Annotated in this window: 18 protein-coding genes and 1 pseudogene; 15 read left to right on the forward strand and 4 right to left on the reverse strand. The window is 37.5% G+C overall.

Annotated features, from left to right (window positions below; genetic code table 11):
- Positions 1 to 349 (reverse strand): annotated as a pseudogene (locus BTHERMOSOX_RS06530) (hypothetical protein); the annotation flags it as partial.
- An 86-nt stretch (positions 350 to 435) separates the two neighbouring features.
- On the opposite strand from BTHERMOSOX_RS06530, the gene BTHERMOSOX_RS06535 reads away from it, so the two are divergent.
- From BTHERMOSOX_RS06535 to BTHERMOSOX_RS06545, 3 genes are all read left to right on the forward strand, one after another.
- Positions 436 to 675 carry a helix-turn-helix domain-containing protein gene (locus BTHERMOSOX_RS06535; protein WP_249360627.1) on the forward strand — a complete coding sequence of 80 codons (240 nt, stop codon included), beginning with the start codon at positions 436 to 438 and terminating at the stop codon, positions 673 to 675.
- 86 nt (positions 676 to 761) lie between these two features.
- On the forward strand, positions 762 to 1,040 hold the full coding sequence (locus tag BTHERMOSOX_RS06540) for a ribbon-helix-helix domain-containing protein (protein ID WP_138120307.1): 279 nt from the start codon (positions 762 to 764) through the stop codon (positions 1,038 to 1,040).
- Positions 1,012 to 1,347, forward strand: a complete 336-nt coding sequence (locus tag BTHERMOSOX_RS06545; protein ID WP_171004672.1) for a type II toxin-antitoxin system RelE/ParE family toxin — start codon at positions 1,012 to 1,014, stop codon at positions 1,345 to 1,347. Before BTHERMOSOX_RS06540 ends, BTHERMOSOX_RS06545 begins: the two co-directional genes overlap by 29 nt.
- 4 nt (positions 1,348 to 1,351) lie before the next feature.
- Here the strand turns inward: BTHERMOSOX_RS06545 and priA are convergent, their stop codons facing one another.
- On the reverse strand, positions 1,352 to 3,313 hold the full coding sequence (gene priA / locus BTHERMOSOX_RS06550; protein ID WP_138120309.1) for a replication restart helicase PriA: 1,962 nt from the start codon (positions 3,311 to 3,313) through the stop codon (positions 1,352 to 1,354).
- 321 nt (positions 3,314 to 3,634) lie between these two features.
- Between priA and ybeY the strand changes: the two genes are divergently transcribed.
- From ybeY to BTHERMOSOX_RS06575, 5 genes are all read left to right on the forward strand, one after another.
- Positions 3,635 to 4,075, forward strand: a complete 441-nt coding sequence (gene ybeY, locus BTHERMOSOX_RS06555) for an rRNA maturation RNase YbeY (RefSeq protein ID WP_138120310.1) — start codon at positions 3,635 to 3,637, stop codon at positions 4,073 to 4,075.
- 141 nt (positions 4,076 to 4,216) lie between these two features.
- Positions 4,217 to 5,242, forward strand: a complete 1,026-nt coding sequence (locus BTHERMOSOX_RS06560; protein WP_138120311.1) for an ABC transporter substrate-binding protein — start codon at positions 4,217 to 4,219, stop codon at positions 5,240 to 5,242.
- Positions 5,243 to 5,314: 72 nt separating this feature from the next.
- Positions 5,315 to 6,202: an ABC transporter permease gene (locus BTHERMOSOX_RS06565; RefSeq protein ID WP_138120312.1), complete on the forward strand. Its 888-nt coding sequence runs from the start codon at positions 5,315 to 5,317 to the stop codon at positions 6,200 to 6,202.
- Complete coding sequence (locus BTHERMOSOX_RS06570; RefSeq protein WP_138120313.1) at positions 6,199 to 7,248, forward strand: quaternary amine ABC transporter ATP-binding protein; 1,050 nt, start codon at positions 6,199 to 6,201, stop codon at positions 7,246 to 7,248. Before BTHERMOSOX_RS06565 ends, BTHERMOSOX_RS06570 begins: the two co-directional genes overlap by 4 nt.
- A gap of 46 nt (positions 7,249 to 7,294) precedes the next feature.
- Positions 7,295 to 8,140 (forward strand): TPR end-of-group domain-containing protein, encoded by an 846-nt coding sequence (locus BTHERMOSOX_RS06575; protein ID WP_138120314.1) that lies wholly within the window; start codon positions 7,295 to 7,297, stop codon positions 8,138 to 8,140.
- Between the two features lie 60 nt (positions 8,141 to 8,200).
- Here the strand turns inward: BTHERMOSOX_RS06575 and tilS are convergent, their stop codons facing one another.
- Together tilS and BTHERMOSOX_RS06585 are read right to left on the reverse strand one after the other, a co-directional pair.
- Positions 8,201 to 9,382 (reverse strand): tRNA lysidine(34) synthetase TilS, encoded by a 1,182-nt coding sequence (tilS, locus tag BTHERMOSOX_RS06580; RefSeq protein WP_249360628.1) that lies wholly within the window; start codon positions 9,380 to 9,382, stop codon positions 8,201 to 8,203.
- Positions 9,357 to 10,307: an acetyl-CoA carboxylase carboxyltransferase subunit alpha gene (locus tag BTHERMOSOX_RS06585; protein WP_138120316.1), complete on the reverse strand. Its 951-nt coding sequence runs from the start codon at positions 10,305 to 10,307 to the stop codon at positions 9,357 to 9,359. The genes tilS and BTHERMOSOX_RS06585 overlap by 26 nt, the downstream gene beginning before the upstream one ends.
- Positions 10,308 to 10,352: 45 nt before the next feature.
- Between BTHERMOSOX_RS06585 and BTHERMOSOX_RS06590 the strand changes: the two genes are divergently transcribed.
- The 7 genes from BTHERMOSOX_RS06590 to BTHERMOSOX_RS06615 all read left to right on the forward strand — a co-directional run.
- Positions 10,353 to 10,961: a LysE family translocator gene (locus tag BTHERMOSOX_RS06590; RefSeq protein WP_138120317.1), complete on the forward strand. Its 609-nt coding sequence runs from the start codon at positions 10,353 to 10,355 to the stop codon at positions 10,959 to 10,961.
- A 2-nt stretch (positions 10,962 to 10,963) separates the two neighbouring features.
- A complete protein-coding gene (locus BTHERMOSOX_RS06595) occupies positions 10,964 to 11,572 on the forward strand; it encodes a LysE family translocator (protein WP_138120318.1) in 609 nt (202 codons plus the stop codon).
- Positions 11,569 to 12,453 carry a DMT family transporter gene (locus BTHERMOSOX_RS06600; protein ID WP_138120319.1) on the forward strand — a complete coding sequence of 295 codons (885 nt, stop codon included), beginning with the start codon at positions 11,569 to 11,571 and terminating at the stop codon, positions 12,451 to 12,453. The genes BTHERMOSOX_RS06595 and BTHERMOSOX_RS06600 overlap by 4 nt, the downstream gene beginning before the upstream one ends.
- A complete protein-coding gene (locus BTHERMOSOX_RS11935) occupies positions 12,453 to 12,584 on the forward strand; it encodes a hypothetical protein (RefSeq protein WP_283204842.1) in 132 nt (43 codons plus the stop codon). Before BTHERMOSOX_RS06600 ends, BTHERMOSOX_RS11935 begins: the two co-directional genes overlap by 1 nt.
- 31 nt (positions 12,585 to 12,615) lie before the next feature.
- Positions 12,616 to 12,792: a cbb3-type cytochrome oxidase assembly protein CcoS gene (gene ccoS, locus BTHERMOSOX_RS06605; RefSeq protein ID WP_138120320.1), complete on the forward strand. Its 177-nt coding sequence runs from the start codon at positions 12,616 to 12,618 to the stop codon at positions 12,790 to 12,792.
- A gap of 70 nt (positions 12,793 to 12,862) precedes the next feature.
- The gene (locus BTHERMOSOX_RS06610; RefSeq protein WP_138120321.1) at positions 12,863 to 13,540 is read left to right on the forward strand and encodes a TIGR00153 family protein; all 678 of its coding nucleotides are present in this window, start codon (positions 12,863 to 12,865) and stop codon (positions 13,538 to 13,540) included.
- A gap of 17 nt (positions 13,541 to 13,557) precedes the next feature.
- Positions 13,558 to 14,336 (forward strand): inorganic phosphate transporter (locus BTHERMOSOX_RS06615; RefSeq protein WP_171004673.1); only part of this gene is annotated, 779 nt, incomplete at its 3' end.

Raw genomic sequence — 14,336 nt, forward strand, 5'->3', positions numbered from 1 at the left:
CTTCAAACACCTCCCCCTTGTATCGATAGCCATCAGGGTTGTCTTGACTATGGGGCTGGTCATTAACTAATTTATAAGATGGTTTTCTAGACCATTGGTAGGTATTACTTGAGTCTTCATAAGTTTGATATTCAATCCAAAAAAAAGGAATGTTGTATTTTTCCTCTGACAGATTTTTTATTTGTCGAGTAAAGTCATAAGTGGCAGAATGCTCAGCAGATGTGTTGTTAAAGATAATAACGTCACCTCTTTTTGGGCTTAGTTGATTATTTTCTAATAAGTTCATTAGCATCATTGCTGATGAACGCCCTCCTGAAAATTTTACAATGTGTGGCTTTTGACTATCCATCTGCTGTTTGGGTTGTTGTTTTGTTCACATTTTTTGAACAAAAGAATTTCATTATATCTTAGTTCATTTTTTATGAACAAACAATAATGCAAAAGACGATACATAGCCAATCTTATCCTAGAGTGACAAAATGGCTCAAAGAGGCAAGGGAAAAGAAGTCTTTAACCATGAGGCAATTAGCAAAGATATTAGGAGTCCAGCACTCTATTATTTGGAATATAGAAAATAATGAGCGCAGGTTGGATATTGTGGAATACGTAAATTATTGTGAAAAGCTAAATATTGATCCAATTGTTGGGATAAATATCATTAGAGACAAGCGCTAAGTACGACAATATCATTATGTAAAAAAACTTTTGTCAAACAATAATATATATTATTGTTTATAATAGACAATCAATAGGAGATAAAAATGCATAGTTTAAAACAATTAGAAACCAAACAAATTGGCTTTAGAATGCCGACTTATCTAGTGGAAGAAATAGATGAATTGACCAAGGGGTTTGATATTAATCGCTCAACTTTTATTGTTGAGGCGATTAGAAGAGCACTCAAAGAGCAAAAAGAAGCAAGGTTTTATATGGGTTTGGGCGAGGCGATGGAAGAAGCTAAAATGATGATTGACGGCAAACTGCCAAAACTATATGCACGGGACTTTGTCAATGAGTTTAAAGATAATACAGCTGAGTAAATTCACCAAGTCTTTTAAAAATCTAGCAAAAAGATATAGAAATATTGTTTTAGATTATGAGAAGTTGCTCGATATTTTAGAATCTAATAAGCATAACGCTATTAATCTAGGTGATAATTTTTATAAAATTCGATTAAAAAACAGCTCTAATCCAAGTGGTAAAAGTGGCAGTTTTAGGGTGGTGTATTTTTTTAAAACCAATGAAAATGAAATTTATTTGCTAGATATTTATAGTAAAAACGATGTTAGTAGTATCAGTAAAAGCAAGCTAATCCAGTTGGCAAAGACATCTCATTTAATTCAATAGATTGCTATTCAATCGGATCAACATCCAAATACCAGCGTACTTTGTTTTTGAGTTTGATGCCGTCAACATGTTGACTAAAGGTGGCTAACATTTGGTGAAGCGCCGCTCTATCGTTAGATTGTAAGTACAGGTTAAAATAATAATAATCAGCTTTTTTCTCGATTGAATTGGGCGTAGGCCCCCATATTTCAACGTTGTCCATTTCAACACTTTTAAGCAGTCCGGCAACTTCACGTAAAAAATCTTCAGAATTTTTCTTGTTTTTGGCATTGGCACATAATAGTGCTTGATAGGCAAAAGGCGGCATCATTGCACTCATGCGTTGCTTAAGTAGGCCGCTAGCAAATTGCGTGTAGCGATTTGACAACACATAATTAAACATTGGGTGGTCAGGATATCTGGTTTGAATCACTACTTCGCCTTGCTCACCACTGCGCCCAGCACGACCCGATACTTGAATTAACAATTGCGCTAAATATTCAGTGGCACGGAAGTTGGTGGATAAAAATCCACCGTCAATATCTAAGATGCCCACCATGGCCAAGTTAGAAAAATCATGGCCTTTGGCAAGCATTTGCGTACCAACAATAATACAAGGCTCACCTGAGTTAATTTTATCTAGGTGCTGAGCCAGGGCTTTTTTGCGTCTAGTGGTGTCACGATCGATACGAATAATTGGTGTATCAGGGAAGTGCGAAGATAATGTTTCTTCAAGTCGTTCAGTGCCGTAGCCATAAACCTCTAAACTTTGCTCGCCACAATCAGGGCAAGTTTGTTCCGGCATTTTTTCATCGCCACAATGATGGCATTTAAGACGATTAATATGTCGGTGATAAACCATGGCAGCATTACAATGGTTGCACTCTGATTTCCAGCTACACTCCGTACAAAAGTACACCGGCGCATAGCCGCGCCTATTAATAAACAACATTACTTGCTTATTATTTGCCAACTGACGCTGCATTTTTTCAATCAGTAGTTTGGATAGCGCACCATCAAAGTTAGAGCGCATATCAATTAAACTAACCTTGGGCATCACCACATTTCCAGCTCGATTTGCCAGCGTTAAGCGCGTAAGCTTGTTGTCCATGGAATTTTTTAAGGTTTCCAAAGACGGCGTTGCTGTGCCTAATATTAGCGGAATATTAGCCTGTTTAGCGCGAATAAAGCTTAAGTCTCGCGCTGAGTAGCGGAAGCTTGATTGCTGCTTAAAAGAGCCATCATGCTCCTCGTCAACAATAATCATGCCAAGGTTAGGCATTGGTGCAAAAATAGCGCTACGCGTACCAAGCACAACACCGGCATCACCATTTTTAGCCATTAAATAGGCATCTAGTTTTTGAGTTTCATTTAGTTGTGAATGGATAGCCACAACGCGTGTTTTTAGTCGACTTTCGAATCTAGATATCATTTGTGGCGTGAGGCCAATTTCAGGCACTAGCACAAGCACTTGCTTGCCTTGATCTAATATCGCTTGGGTAATGCGTAGATAAACTTCAGTTTTTCCACTGCCAGTGACACCGTGCAATAAAAATCCGTGATAAGCAGATTGATTGGCAAGGATAGCTTTAATGGCAGTATCCTGCTCTGTTGAAATTTCAAAATCAGGCTCGATAGTTTTAGTTGGTAGGCCAGTCACTTTTTTGATTTTAGCTTCTTTTCCTAGACGCAAGTTTTTCGGCATAGCTGCCAGCAACACTTCACCAATTGGATGATGATAATACTTGGCCGCCCAAAATAGGAAATTTAAAATTGGCTTGTCTAAAATGGCCGCTTCATCAAGTATTTCTATGACAGATTTAAGTCGAGTAAACTCACTTTTTTCTTTATTGGCAAGTACAATTCCAATGACTTTTTTAGTACCAAAAGAAACTTTAACGCGCGCACCAACAGCTATCTCACAATCGCTTTTGTAATCAAAAGTTTTGGCTAGTGGTACTGAAATGGCAACTTCGACGATTGGCATTAATTAAGGGTGCCTCTATAAGCCTTGATGAAATTTTGCAATCTTTCTAAGCTTGCTAACAAGGCACAATTTTTTAAGTAATAGTTATTCATATTGCTGAAAAATTTAACACCGTTAATAAGCTTAGAAGTCTTGCCCTTTGGGACTTAGACAAATCCCCTTGGGTAAAATAAAATAATTTGACATATGAATAACTATGCCTGCATAATTTTATTTTACCCAAGGGGATTTGTCGTTGTCAAAAATTATCAGGGTTTATAGAGGCGCCCTTGAAAAAATTATCAACGTAAAATAAAACATTTTATCAAGTAAATCTTTAACGTGATTGTTATTCAAAACAGTATTAATTTTGAGTTTAGTGATGAAGCAAATTTTTGCAATGTTTTGCAAGCTGTATTGTTTGATCTTAACAAGGCTGATAGCGAGCTATTGATTCGTTTTGTCGATAAGGCGGAGATTCAACAGCTTAACCGTGATTATCGTCATCAAGATAAAACCACCAATGTACTGTCTTTTCCAAGTGATTTACCGATTGAGATTGACGAGTTGATTTTGGGTGATGTGGTTATTTGCATAGATGTAGTGATTGACGAGGCCGCCCAACAAAAGAAACAATTTAATGATCATCTTATGCACATGGCCATTCATGGCACATTGCATTTACTTGGCTTTGATCATATTGAAGATGCTGATGCTGAAAAAATGGAAGCACTTGAAGTGAAAATTTTGGAAAAAATCAATATTAAAAATCCGTATCTGTAATAAACACCTTAAAAATATATTCCAAACTGTTAACATGGTTTACCAATTGTATTGAAAACAATTGGTTGCTAGCTTCATTCTGCCCTTTATTTTTAATAAATTTCACTTTCTTAAATAAAGGATTTTATGACAATCAATAAAATGGCAATAGTTGCCCTCGTTATTGTAGCGGCAAGTGCTACTTATCTTTCAACTTCTGAAAACACAAGCACTTCAAGTGCATCTGTAAATCAGTGTGGCGATGTTCAAATTGCCGAAATGAACTGGGCATCAGCCGAGCTAATGGCTAATGTTGATAAAATCATCCTTGAAAAAGGCTACGGCTGTAATGTGAGTTTAGTGCCAGGCGCTACTACGACAACTTTTGCCTCAATGAATACCAAAGGTCAGCCTGATATTGCACCAGAATTATGGATTAATGGTGTTCGTGAGCCACTTGTTAAGGCAATGGATGCAGGTACACTTCATTCAGCAAACGGCGGTCCAATTACAGATTTAGGTGAGGGTTGGTGGATTCCGCCACACACTGCCAAAGCGCATCCTGAGTTAAAGACAGTGCTTGACGTGATTAAACGTCCAGACTTATTCCCAGACAAAGAAGATCCTTCAAAAGGTGCATTTGTTACTTGTCCTGCAGGTTGGGGTTGTCAGTTAACCAATGCTAATTTATTTAAAGCATTCGATATGGAAGCAAAAGGCTGGAAGTTGATCAACCCAGGCTCTGGCGCTGGTTTAGACGGCTCAATGTCAAAAGCGGTTGAGCGTGAGCAAAACTGGTTTGGTTACTACTGGTCTCCAACTGCATTGATTGGCAAATACAACATGACTAAGCTTGACTTTGGTGTTCCATTTGTAGGAAGTGAGCATTGGGACGGTTGTTTGGCGAAAGAGGAATGTGCAGATCCACAGCCAAGTACTTGGACTAAATCAGAAGTATTTACAGTGGTTACTGATCAATTTAAGAAAAACAGCAGTACAGAAGTGGCTGACTACTTAAAAAATCGTATTTATCCAGGCTCTGATATGAATGAAATGTTAGTATACATGGGTGATAATCAAGCCAGTGGTGCAGATGCTGCGATTGAATTTTTGCTAACTAAGCCAGAAGTCTGGCAGTCGTGGGTAGATAGCGATACAGCAAATAAAATTAAAGCAGCAATTAAATAATACGCCGCTTTAACTATTGAAAAATGCCTGATAATCTCAGGCATTTTTTTTAACAACAACATAAGGTTTGTAATGAGTTTTTTTGATAAATTTCCGTCAATGAGTCGTGATGAATTACTAGATTTTAAAAAAAACGTGGACAGTGGTTTTTCAGAGTTTACCGGTGAATATGGTGAGGCTATCGAGGCATTCTTTGATCCTTTGCTATGGTTTTTAGTGTGGTTTGAAAAATTGTTGTTATCTACGCCGTGGCCAATCATCCTGTTTATCGTCGGTGCACTTGCTTGGGCCGGAAGTCGCAGTATAAAAATTGTTATTGGTGCTATTTTGGCATTTGTTGCAATTGGTTATTTTGGTATGTGGGTAGATACAATTTCGACATTGGCGATCGTTTCAGTGGCAACCTTGATTTGTATCGCCATTGGAATCCCAATGGGAATCTTAATGGCAAGATCAAAATACGCACAAGCACTAGTAACGCCACTGCTTGATATCATGCAAACCATTCCAGCTTTTGTGTACTTAATTCCAGTTGTTATGCTTTTGGGTATTGGTAAAGTTCCAGGGTTGATTGCTGTGTGTATTTATGCATTGCCACCTATTGTGCGTTTGACAAATTTGGGCATTCGTCTGGTGAGCAAAGAGGCGCTGGAAGCGGCGGATGCATTTGGCGCAAGTTATCGTCAGCGTTTATTCGGTGTTCAAATCCCACTAGCCTTGCCTAATATTTTTGCTGGTATTAACCAAACCATTATGATGGCGTTATCAATGGTAGTTATTACTTCTATGATTGGTGTGGCCGGATTAGGTGTACCAGTATTAAGGTCTATTTCTAATCAATATTTGGCACTTGGATTGTTAAATGGATTGGCAATTGTGGCTTTGGCCATCATCTTTGATAGGGTTACTCAAGAGTACGGAAAACGACTGCAAAAACATCGATATGGAGATCATTCATGAGTGATATTGCAATCAGCATTAAAGGCTTGTACAAGATATTTGGCAAGCATCCTGAGAAGGCCGTGCAATACGTAAAAGACGGCATGTCAAAAGCTGATTTACTCGAAAAACACAACCATGTGCTAGGCTTAAAAAACATTAATATCGATATTCCTGCACATAAAATCTCAGTCATTATGGGCTTGTCAGGATCAGGAAAATCAACATTGATTAGACACATTAATCGATTGATCGAGCCCACTAAAGGCAGTATTAACGCTTATGGTGAAGATGTGCTTCTTATGTCAAAAGACGAATTGCGTGAGTTTAGACGCCATAAAGCTTCTATGGTGTTTCAAAAATTTGGCCTGCATGTTCATAAGACAGTTGCTGAGAACGTAGCTTACGGCTTGGTGATTCAAGGTACTTCCTTAGATCAAGCCAAAAGTGATTCGCATAAATGGCTAGAGCGTGTGGGGTTAGATGGGTTTGAAGATTATTATCCGGCGCAACTTTCAGGCGGCATGCAGCAACGTGTAGGCTTGGCACGTGCCTTAGCAACAGATGCCGATATTTTATTAATGGATGAAGCTTTTTCAGCACTTGATCCGCTGATTAAGGCAGACATGCAAGATATTTTATTGGGGCTGCAGAAAGAGCTGAATAAAACCATTGTTTTTATTACTCATGATTTAGATGAGGCTTTGAGAATTGGCGATAGTATTGCAATTTTGCGTGATGGTGAGGTGATTCAACAGGGTGATCCTCAAGCTATTATTCTTAAGCCTGAGGATGACTATATTGTTGATTTTATTCAAGATATTAATCGTGGGCGTATTATTCGAATTAAATCAATTATGAATAAAGGCAATTCTGTTGATGGCCCGAGTTTTCATCAAAATGACGTTCTGGAAGATGTGTTACCAGGCGTGGTTGCCAGTTCTAATCATATAGCCAATGTGACCAATGATAATGGTGACATTATTGGTAGCATCGAGTTAAAAGAAATTGCCAATGCCATTGCCAAACCGGCCGTAGAAAATAATACTAACACTAACTATAAATAGTCGTATCATAAACGCCTAATCGTAACTGTCTATAGGATGTATTGATATGAAAAAAATTGGACTAATTTTATTGCTATTTATTTCTGGGTTTTCAACCGCAAATGTAGAGTATTCTGGCGCATCTACTATTGACATTAAAGAGCCAATGTACAATCCTTTTGTTGAACGCTATGTGCTTGATGAGCTGAAATCAATACGCCAAGGCCAGCAAGATCTAAGGGTTGAGCTCACTGAAAAAGTAGCCAATACACACTTAGATATTTCTGATCGTGCGCTGAGCTATACATATGAAACTACTACCAATATTTTTTATATTATTACCATCTCAGCATCGCTATTAGTACTGCTTGGCTGGCGCTCTATGCAAGATGTAAAAGATAATATTAAAGCAGAAACCTCAAGAAAAATTTCGACCATTATTCAGGAATATGAGCAAAGACTCGATGAAATTGAGCAAAAACTCAAGCGCCGTTCAGAGCAAATATTAGTCACTCAGCAAGATATTTCTAATACCAATTCAGTGCATTCATTATGGATGCGAGCAGCTCTTGAAAAAAGCGACCAAGAGAAGCTTAGTATTTACGATGAAATTTTAGAGCTAAAGCCTGATGATATTGAAGCATTAACTTATAAAGCCGATGCCTTATTAGATATTGACGAAGATAAATGGTCGCTTTCGTTGTCTAACCAGGCGATTGAAATAGATGAAGAATACTCTATGGCTTATTGGCAAAGAGCTTGCGCAAAAGCCAAACTAGGGCAGTATGACGATGCCATTGAAGATATTAAAGTTGCCATTTCTTTAAGAGATACACTCAAAGAAGAGGTAGAAGGCGAGGCTTATTTTGAGAACTTAAAAGGCAATAAAGACTTTGATTTGTTAATTGGATAACGAGTAGTTTTAAAATTTCGTAAAAAATAGAAATGACTAATTTTTGCCTATAACTGATCGCTACTCAGCATGTTCCATGTCTCCAAGTCGCTCCATGGCGCGTAATTCATCATTAATATAGTACATTTTTAGTGAATTTCGCTCCCAAGGGGGGATTCCAGCTTCTTGTAAGACCTTTTTAAGTGACTGAGAGTGTGATTTTCCCGGTAATTTAATACGTTGCCCTTCTACTCGATAACGAATGGAGAAATTTGGCAAATTTTCAAAATCAGACTGAATTGGACATTTTTCCAAGCGCTCATCTTGATTATTGTTAATAAAATATAGTTGTGACTGGTAGCGTCTAATTTCAAACTCATTCCATTGCACCAAAGGCTCAGAATCAACTTTTGCAGACAATAAGCCCATAATTTGATCCATAACCCTATCGCTTGGCGCTAAAAACCCTAATAAATTAAGCTGATAACGCAAAATATTCTTTATTCGATATTTTTCCAACTGATTAAGTGTGTCAATATTAATACGACCACGCTTATTAACAAGGTCGTTGGTTTTAATATCAAGCTTTGCCAGCTCTCTGGTCAGTTTTAAGGCATCAGATTGGTGTTTAGCACTGCGGGCAATAGAGTTTGCCAAATTTTTATAGACTTTAGATAATTTTGGAATAATGTCTAAGCGCAGAAAGTTGCGTCTAAAGTTAATATCTTTGTTGCTATCATCTTCGATCCAGTTGAGTTTATGTTGTTTTGCATAATCCAAAATTTGCTGTTTTTCAATATTCAGCATTGGTCGGTAATGAATACCTTTTCCCAGAGACTTTTTCTGAGGCATAGAGGCAAGTCCTGCCACGCCAGCACCACGAAATAATTGTAGCAATAATGTTTCAGATTGATCATCTTGATGATGGGCGGTGCATAAAACTTCGTTTTCTTTTAAATCACAAGATAATGAAAAATAGCGTTTTTTACGCGCATTTTCTTCAATATTAGCTAATTTTTCAAGATGAAGATTAACATTTTTATACGGAATGTTAAGATTTTTGCACAAATTTTGGCAAAACAAATGCCATTCATTGCAATGTTTAGATAAATGATGATTGCAATGAATAACTCTTAGAGAGCTTGGGTAGTGGGTGTGCAGATAATGCAGTAGCACGACCGAGTCAACGCCACCACTTAGGCCGAGAACAATTTTCTTGTCCTCGAGGTAGGAATCTTTATTCTTTAAACTTTCCAAAGCCAAGTAGTTTTTCTTGTCTGTTGAGTAATAGATCTTCTGTTGACAATTTTTTAATGTTGCTTAATGCTTGAATTAGAGCTGATTTTAGTAAAGACTTTGCTTTACTTGGATCACGATGAATGCCGCCTAATGGCTCTTCAATAACAACATCAACCAAATTTTCTTCTTTAAGATGTGTTGAGGTTAGTTTTAAAGATTCTGCAGCTAAATTAGCTTTGGCTGCATCTTTATACAAAATTGAGGCGCAACCTTCTGGCGAGATAACAGAATAAATTGAATATTCAAACATCATCATCGTATCGGCCACGCCAATGGCTAGTGCACCACCTGAGCCGCCTTCGCCGATAACCACAGAAATAATTGGTGTGGACAAAGTAGACATTTCAAATAGATTTTTAGCAATGGCTTCTGACTGGCCGCGCTCTTCTGCACCAATACCTGGGTAGGCGCCTGGTGTATCAATAAAGGTAACAACTGGCATATTGAATTTTTCAGCCATTTTCATTAAGCGCAAAGCTTTTCGATAGCCTTCTGGTCGCGGCATACCAAAGTTGTATTTAAGTTTTTCTTTGGTTGAGCGGCCTTTTTGCTGGCCTATAAACATCACTGGCTGGCCATCAAGTTTGGCAATTCCGCCAATAATTGCATGATCATCACCATAAGCGCGATCACCATGTAGCTCGGTAAACTCCTCAAATACATCATCAATATAATCAAGCGTGTATAGGCGCTTTGGATGGCGTGCCAGTTGAGAAATTTGCCAATCAGATAGGGAAGTAAAAATCTTTTTAGTTAATGCGCCGCTTTTAGTCTTTAGTGCTTCTAATTCTTCAACAATATCAACCTTATCTTTGATGTGATAAAGCGCCTCAATTTTTGCCTCAAGGTCGGCAATTGGCTGTTCAAAATCAAGATAATCTAAATTCATAAGGCACTATAATCAATGTTTAAAATAATATTTGAATTATAGCAGATGGAACTATTAACACTACTATCTTTAGCCTTTGCGACATTTGTTTACGCCATCTCTCCAGGGCCTGGTTTGTTTGCTGTGTTGGCTACTTCTACCCGCTATGGAACTATTCCTGCATTGTGGCTTTCAATTGGCCATGTAATTGGCGATATTCTATACGTGTCAATTGCTATGTTTGCCTTAAGTGTTTTGGCACAATTTATTGAACAAAGTATGGTGTATGTTAAGTTTTTTGGTGCGAGTTATTTGTTTTATATTGGTTTGCAACAATATCGCTCACTAGGGGTGAGTTTTTCAGCAGACGGCGGAAAAAAATCTATTATTAAGTTGTTACTTGCTGGATTTTTGGTGGGCGGCACCAATCCAAAAACTATTATTTATTATTTATCATTTTTACCAATTTTCATCGATTTAAACAACCTAACGCTGTCAACTGAAATTGAAGTAATTGTTGTTGTTGGTGTTACCGTTTTATTGGTATTAAGTTTGGCAAATATTTTAGGCCTTAAATTGCGTAAATCAATTGAGGATCCAAAGGTAGTTCAAAAAGTGAATAAAATAACCGGTATAACAATGATGTTGGTTGGTATTTTTGTGGCATTATATTAGTTATGGATTTTGCTCAATTTATCGCGTTATTTTTAATCGCCTTTGTGTTTGTGATAACACCTGGTCCAGGTACATTGGCGGTATTTGCTAAAAGTATGTCGCAAGGGTTTGTGCCAGCTTTCTACTTATCTGTCGGTTTGGCATTGGGTGATTTGATTTACTTATCAATCGTTATTTTTTCATTGGATTTATTTGCAGAATTTGTCATGCCAATGATGGACTACGTGAGAGTATTGGGCGGAGCTTATCTTATTTATTTGGGCATTAATGCTTGGAATTCACATAAAGTTAAACTCAGTACTAAGTCGACGCACAAAAGCAATATAGCCGAACTTTCAACTGGGCTTTTGGTTTCACTGGTAAATCCAAAAGTGATGATTTTCTATATTGCTATATTGCCGGCATTTATTGATTTATCAAATGTTGATTTTATCTATGCTGTAGAAATACTAGCCACCGTTGGTATCGGGCTAATGGTCGGTATTAGCTTGATTAATGCAACTGTTAGTCGTATTAAGTGTGCATTTGAAAAGCCAAATACCGATCAATTGATTAATCAAATTGTGGGCGTGGTAATGATATTGGCCGGAACTTTGCTAGCTTTAGTATGACAAATAATCGTCTATATTTATGGATTGTGCTAGCAATGATATTTTGGGGTGCTTCTTGGCCAATTGCGAGTGTCTTGTCTCGTTATATTGACGTACATGAATTTATCACTTATCGATATATAATCACAACACTATCCATGGCTGGCGTGGTGCTATGGATGAAGCTTGGTTTTAAAATAAGTTTGGCCCATTTTCTGGTTGCGAGTGCTGCTGCAGTATTGTTAATCTTTTATTCTAAGTATTATTTTCTAAGTACCAAGTACGGTGCACCAGGCTTGGCAGGTGCTGTGGTAACGACATTAATGCCGGTATTGGTTTATGTGCTAATGGTATTTAGTAAGCAAAATAAAACTCAAATCAAAGATTGGTTCGCCTTATTATTTGGTGTTTTTGGCGTATTGATCACTATGAATATTTGGCAGTTTTCTATTGATGAACTAATGAGCAGTAGTAGTATTTATCTTCTAGCAGCAGCATCTTGTTGGGCAGTGATGTCAATCATAACCACTTATGCCAAAAGTATGAGTCCAGTGCTATTGAGTTTTTATATCTATTTAATGGTGGTGATAATAGATTCAGTATTTTTCTTCACCCCAACGCATGGCTCTATTTTTGTAATGGATGGTGTGTTTTGGATTAATTTTTTGATTGTGACGATCGGCTCCACAACGTTTGCAACAACGGTCTATTTCTTAGGCCTTCAAAGACTAGGTTCCAAGCAAGGCAGTGTGTTTACATTTTTAGTGCCATTTTTTGCTGTTGGTTTGAGTGTTATCTTTTTAAACGAAGCCTGGCATTGGACAACAATACTGGGTGCAGCTATGACGATTTCAGCTTTAATTATTCTTAACAATCTTAAGATTAGTTTTTATAATAAATAATGATGAAAAAAAGTCGAATGATTGATGTTGATTTTAAAAGTGCAAATGGACAAGAATTTGACGTCTTTTTGCATACATTTATCAAAATTCATAAAAAACTCACTCCAATTGTTAAAAATAAATTGTGTTAAGATGGTAATTTCACTAATTAAAGGATAAAAAATGGATGTAATTTATTGGCTAATTCCAAGCATGATTTTTGTTGGCGTTGTATTAGTAATCCTTTTAATGGTAGGCGTTAAGAATGGCCAGTTTGAGGATTTAGAAGGCGAGGGTCAACGCATATTATTTGACGAAGATGTGGATGTTAAAGTGGCCAAAAAAAATATTAAAAAATAGTCTTGACATGTGCAAATCTTTGTAGATAATTCGCAATTAATTAGATAACAAAAAGAACATAGGTAACGATATGGCAAAAAGTATCATTGACGGTTTATTTGGAAAATCGCCAATTAGCCCATTACAACAGCACATGACTAGTGTGCATTCTTGTATTTCTGAGCTAAAAGGTTTTATGGTCGCTATTCATGCCCAGAATTGGGATGAGGCAGAAACCATCAAATCGCTGATTGGTGACAAAGAAGGTGAGGCCGATGTTCTTAAAAAGAAGCTACGCTTAAGCTTGCCATCAACTTTTATGATGCCGTTCTCTCGTCGAGATCTATTGGATTTATTGTTAATTCAAGACTCTATTGCCAATTTGGCTAAAGACGTTTCAGGTTTAATGATTAACCGCAAGATGACTATGCCAGATGAAATTTCGGACGACATGATTGAGCTTACTGATGTGTGTATTAAAACCTCAGCAACTGCTCTTAAAGCAGTTAACGAGTTAGATGAAGTATTAGAAACAGCTTTCGGTAATCGTGAACGCAAAGTAGTTAGTTCAATTATTAGCGATATTAATGATTTAGAAAGTAAGTCAGATAAGATCCAGCATGTTATTCGTACAAAATTATTCCCGCTAGAAGCTGGCCTTCCTCCTGTCGATGTGATGTTTTATTATCGTGCTGTAGAGTGGCTAGGCGAACTAGCCGACGCTGCACAAAAAGTAGGCTCACGCCTTGAAGTATTACTCGCTAAATAACTAATTAGGAGACTAGCATGGAAATTATTGCAAATTACGGCGACACTTTATTAATTTTAGCAGTTGTATTTGGTTTGTTTATGGCTTGGGGCGTGGGTGCAAATGATGTGGCAAACGCCATGGGAACCTCGGTAGGTTCAGGCGCAATCACCATCAAGCAAGCGATTATTATTGCAGTTATTTTTGAATTTGCTGGCGCTATTTTGGCTGGTGGTGAAGTAACTGCCACCATTCGTAAAGGTATTTTAGATGCCTCTGTATTCACTGATAGCCCGCATTTATTAGTTTACGGTATGCTGGCATCGCTATTAGCAGCTGGAACATGGCTAATGATTGCCTCTAGCTTCGGCTGGCCGGTATCAACAACGCACTCTATTGTAGGTGCCATTGTTGGTTTTGGTGCAGTAGGCGTTGGTGTTGATGCAGTTGCTTGGAATAAAGTAGGTACCATTGCCATGAGTTGGATTATCTCTCCGCTATTGGCAGGAACGTTAGCATTTATGTTATTTAGAAGCTTGCAAAATCTTATTATTGACACTAAGAATCCGTTCGATAACGCTAAGAAATACGTGCCTTATTATATGTTTTTGGTGGGTTTTGTTATTTCATTAGTAACCTTTTTTAAAGGTCTTAAGCATGTTGGCTTGCATTTTGATCTGGGAACTAGCTACTTACTGGCTATTGGGTTTGGCTTACTGGTAACGCTAGTAGGTACACTTATTATTCGTCGTATCCATGTTGATCCTGGAGAAAATGAAGATTTCCACTTTACTTCAATGGAGCGAATTTTTAGTGT

This window comes from Bathymodiolus heckerae thiotrophic gill symbiont (assembly GCF_900128515.1).
In the GTDB taxonomy this organism is placed as follows: Bacteria; Pseudomonadota; Gammaproteobacteria; order PS1; family Pseudothioglobaceae; genus Thioglobus_A.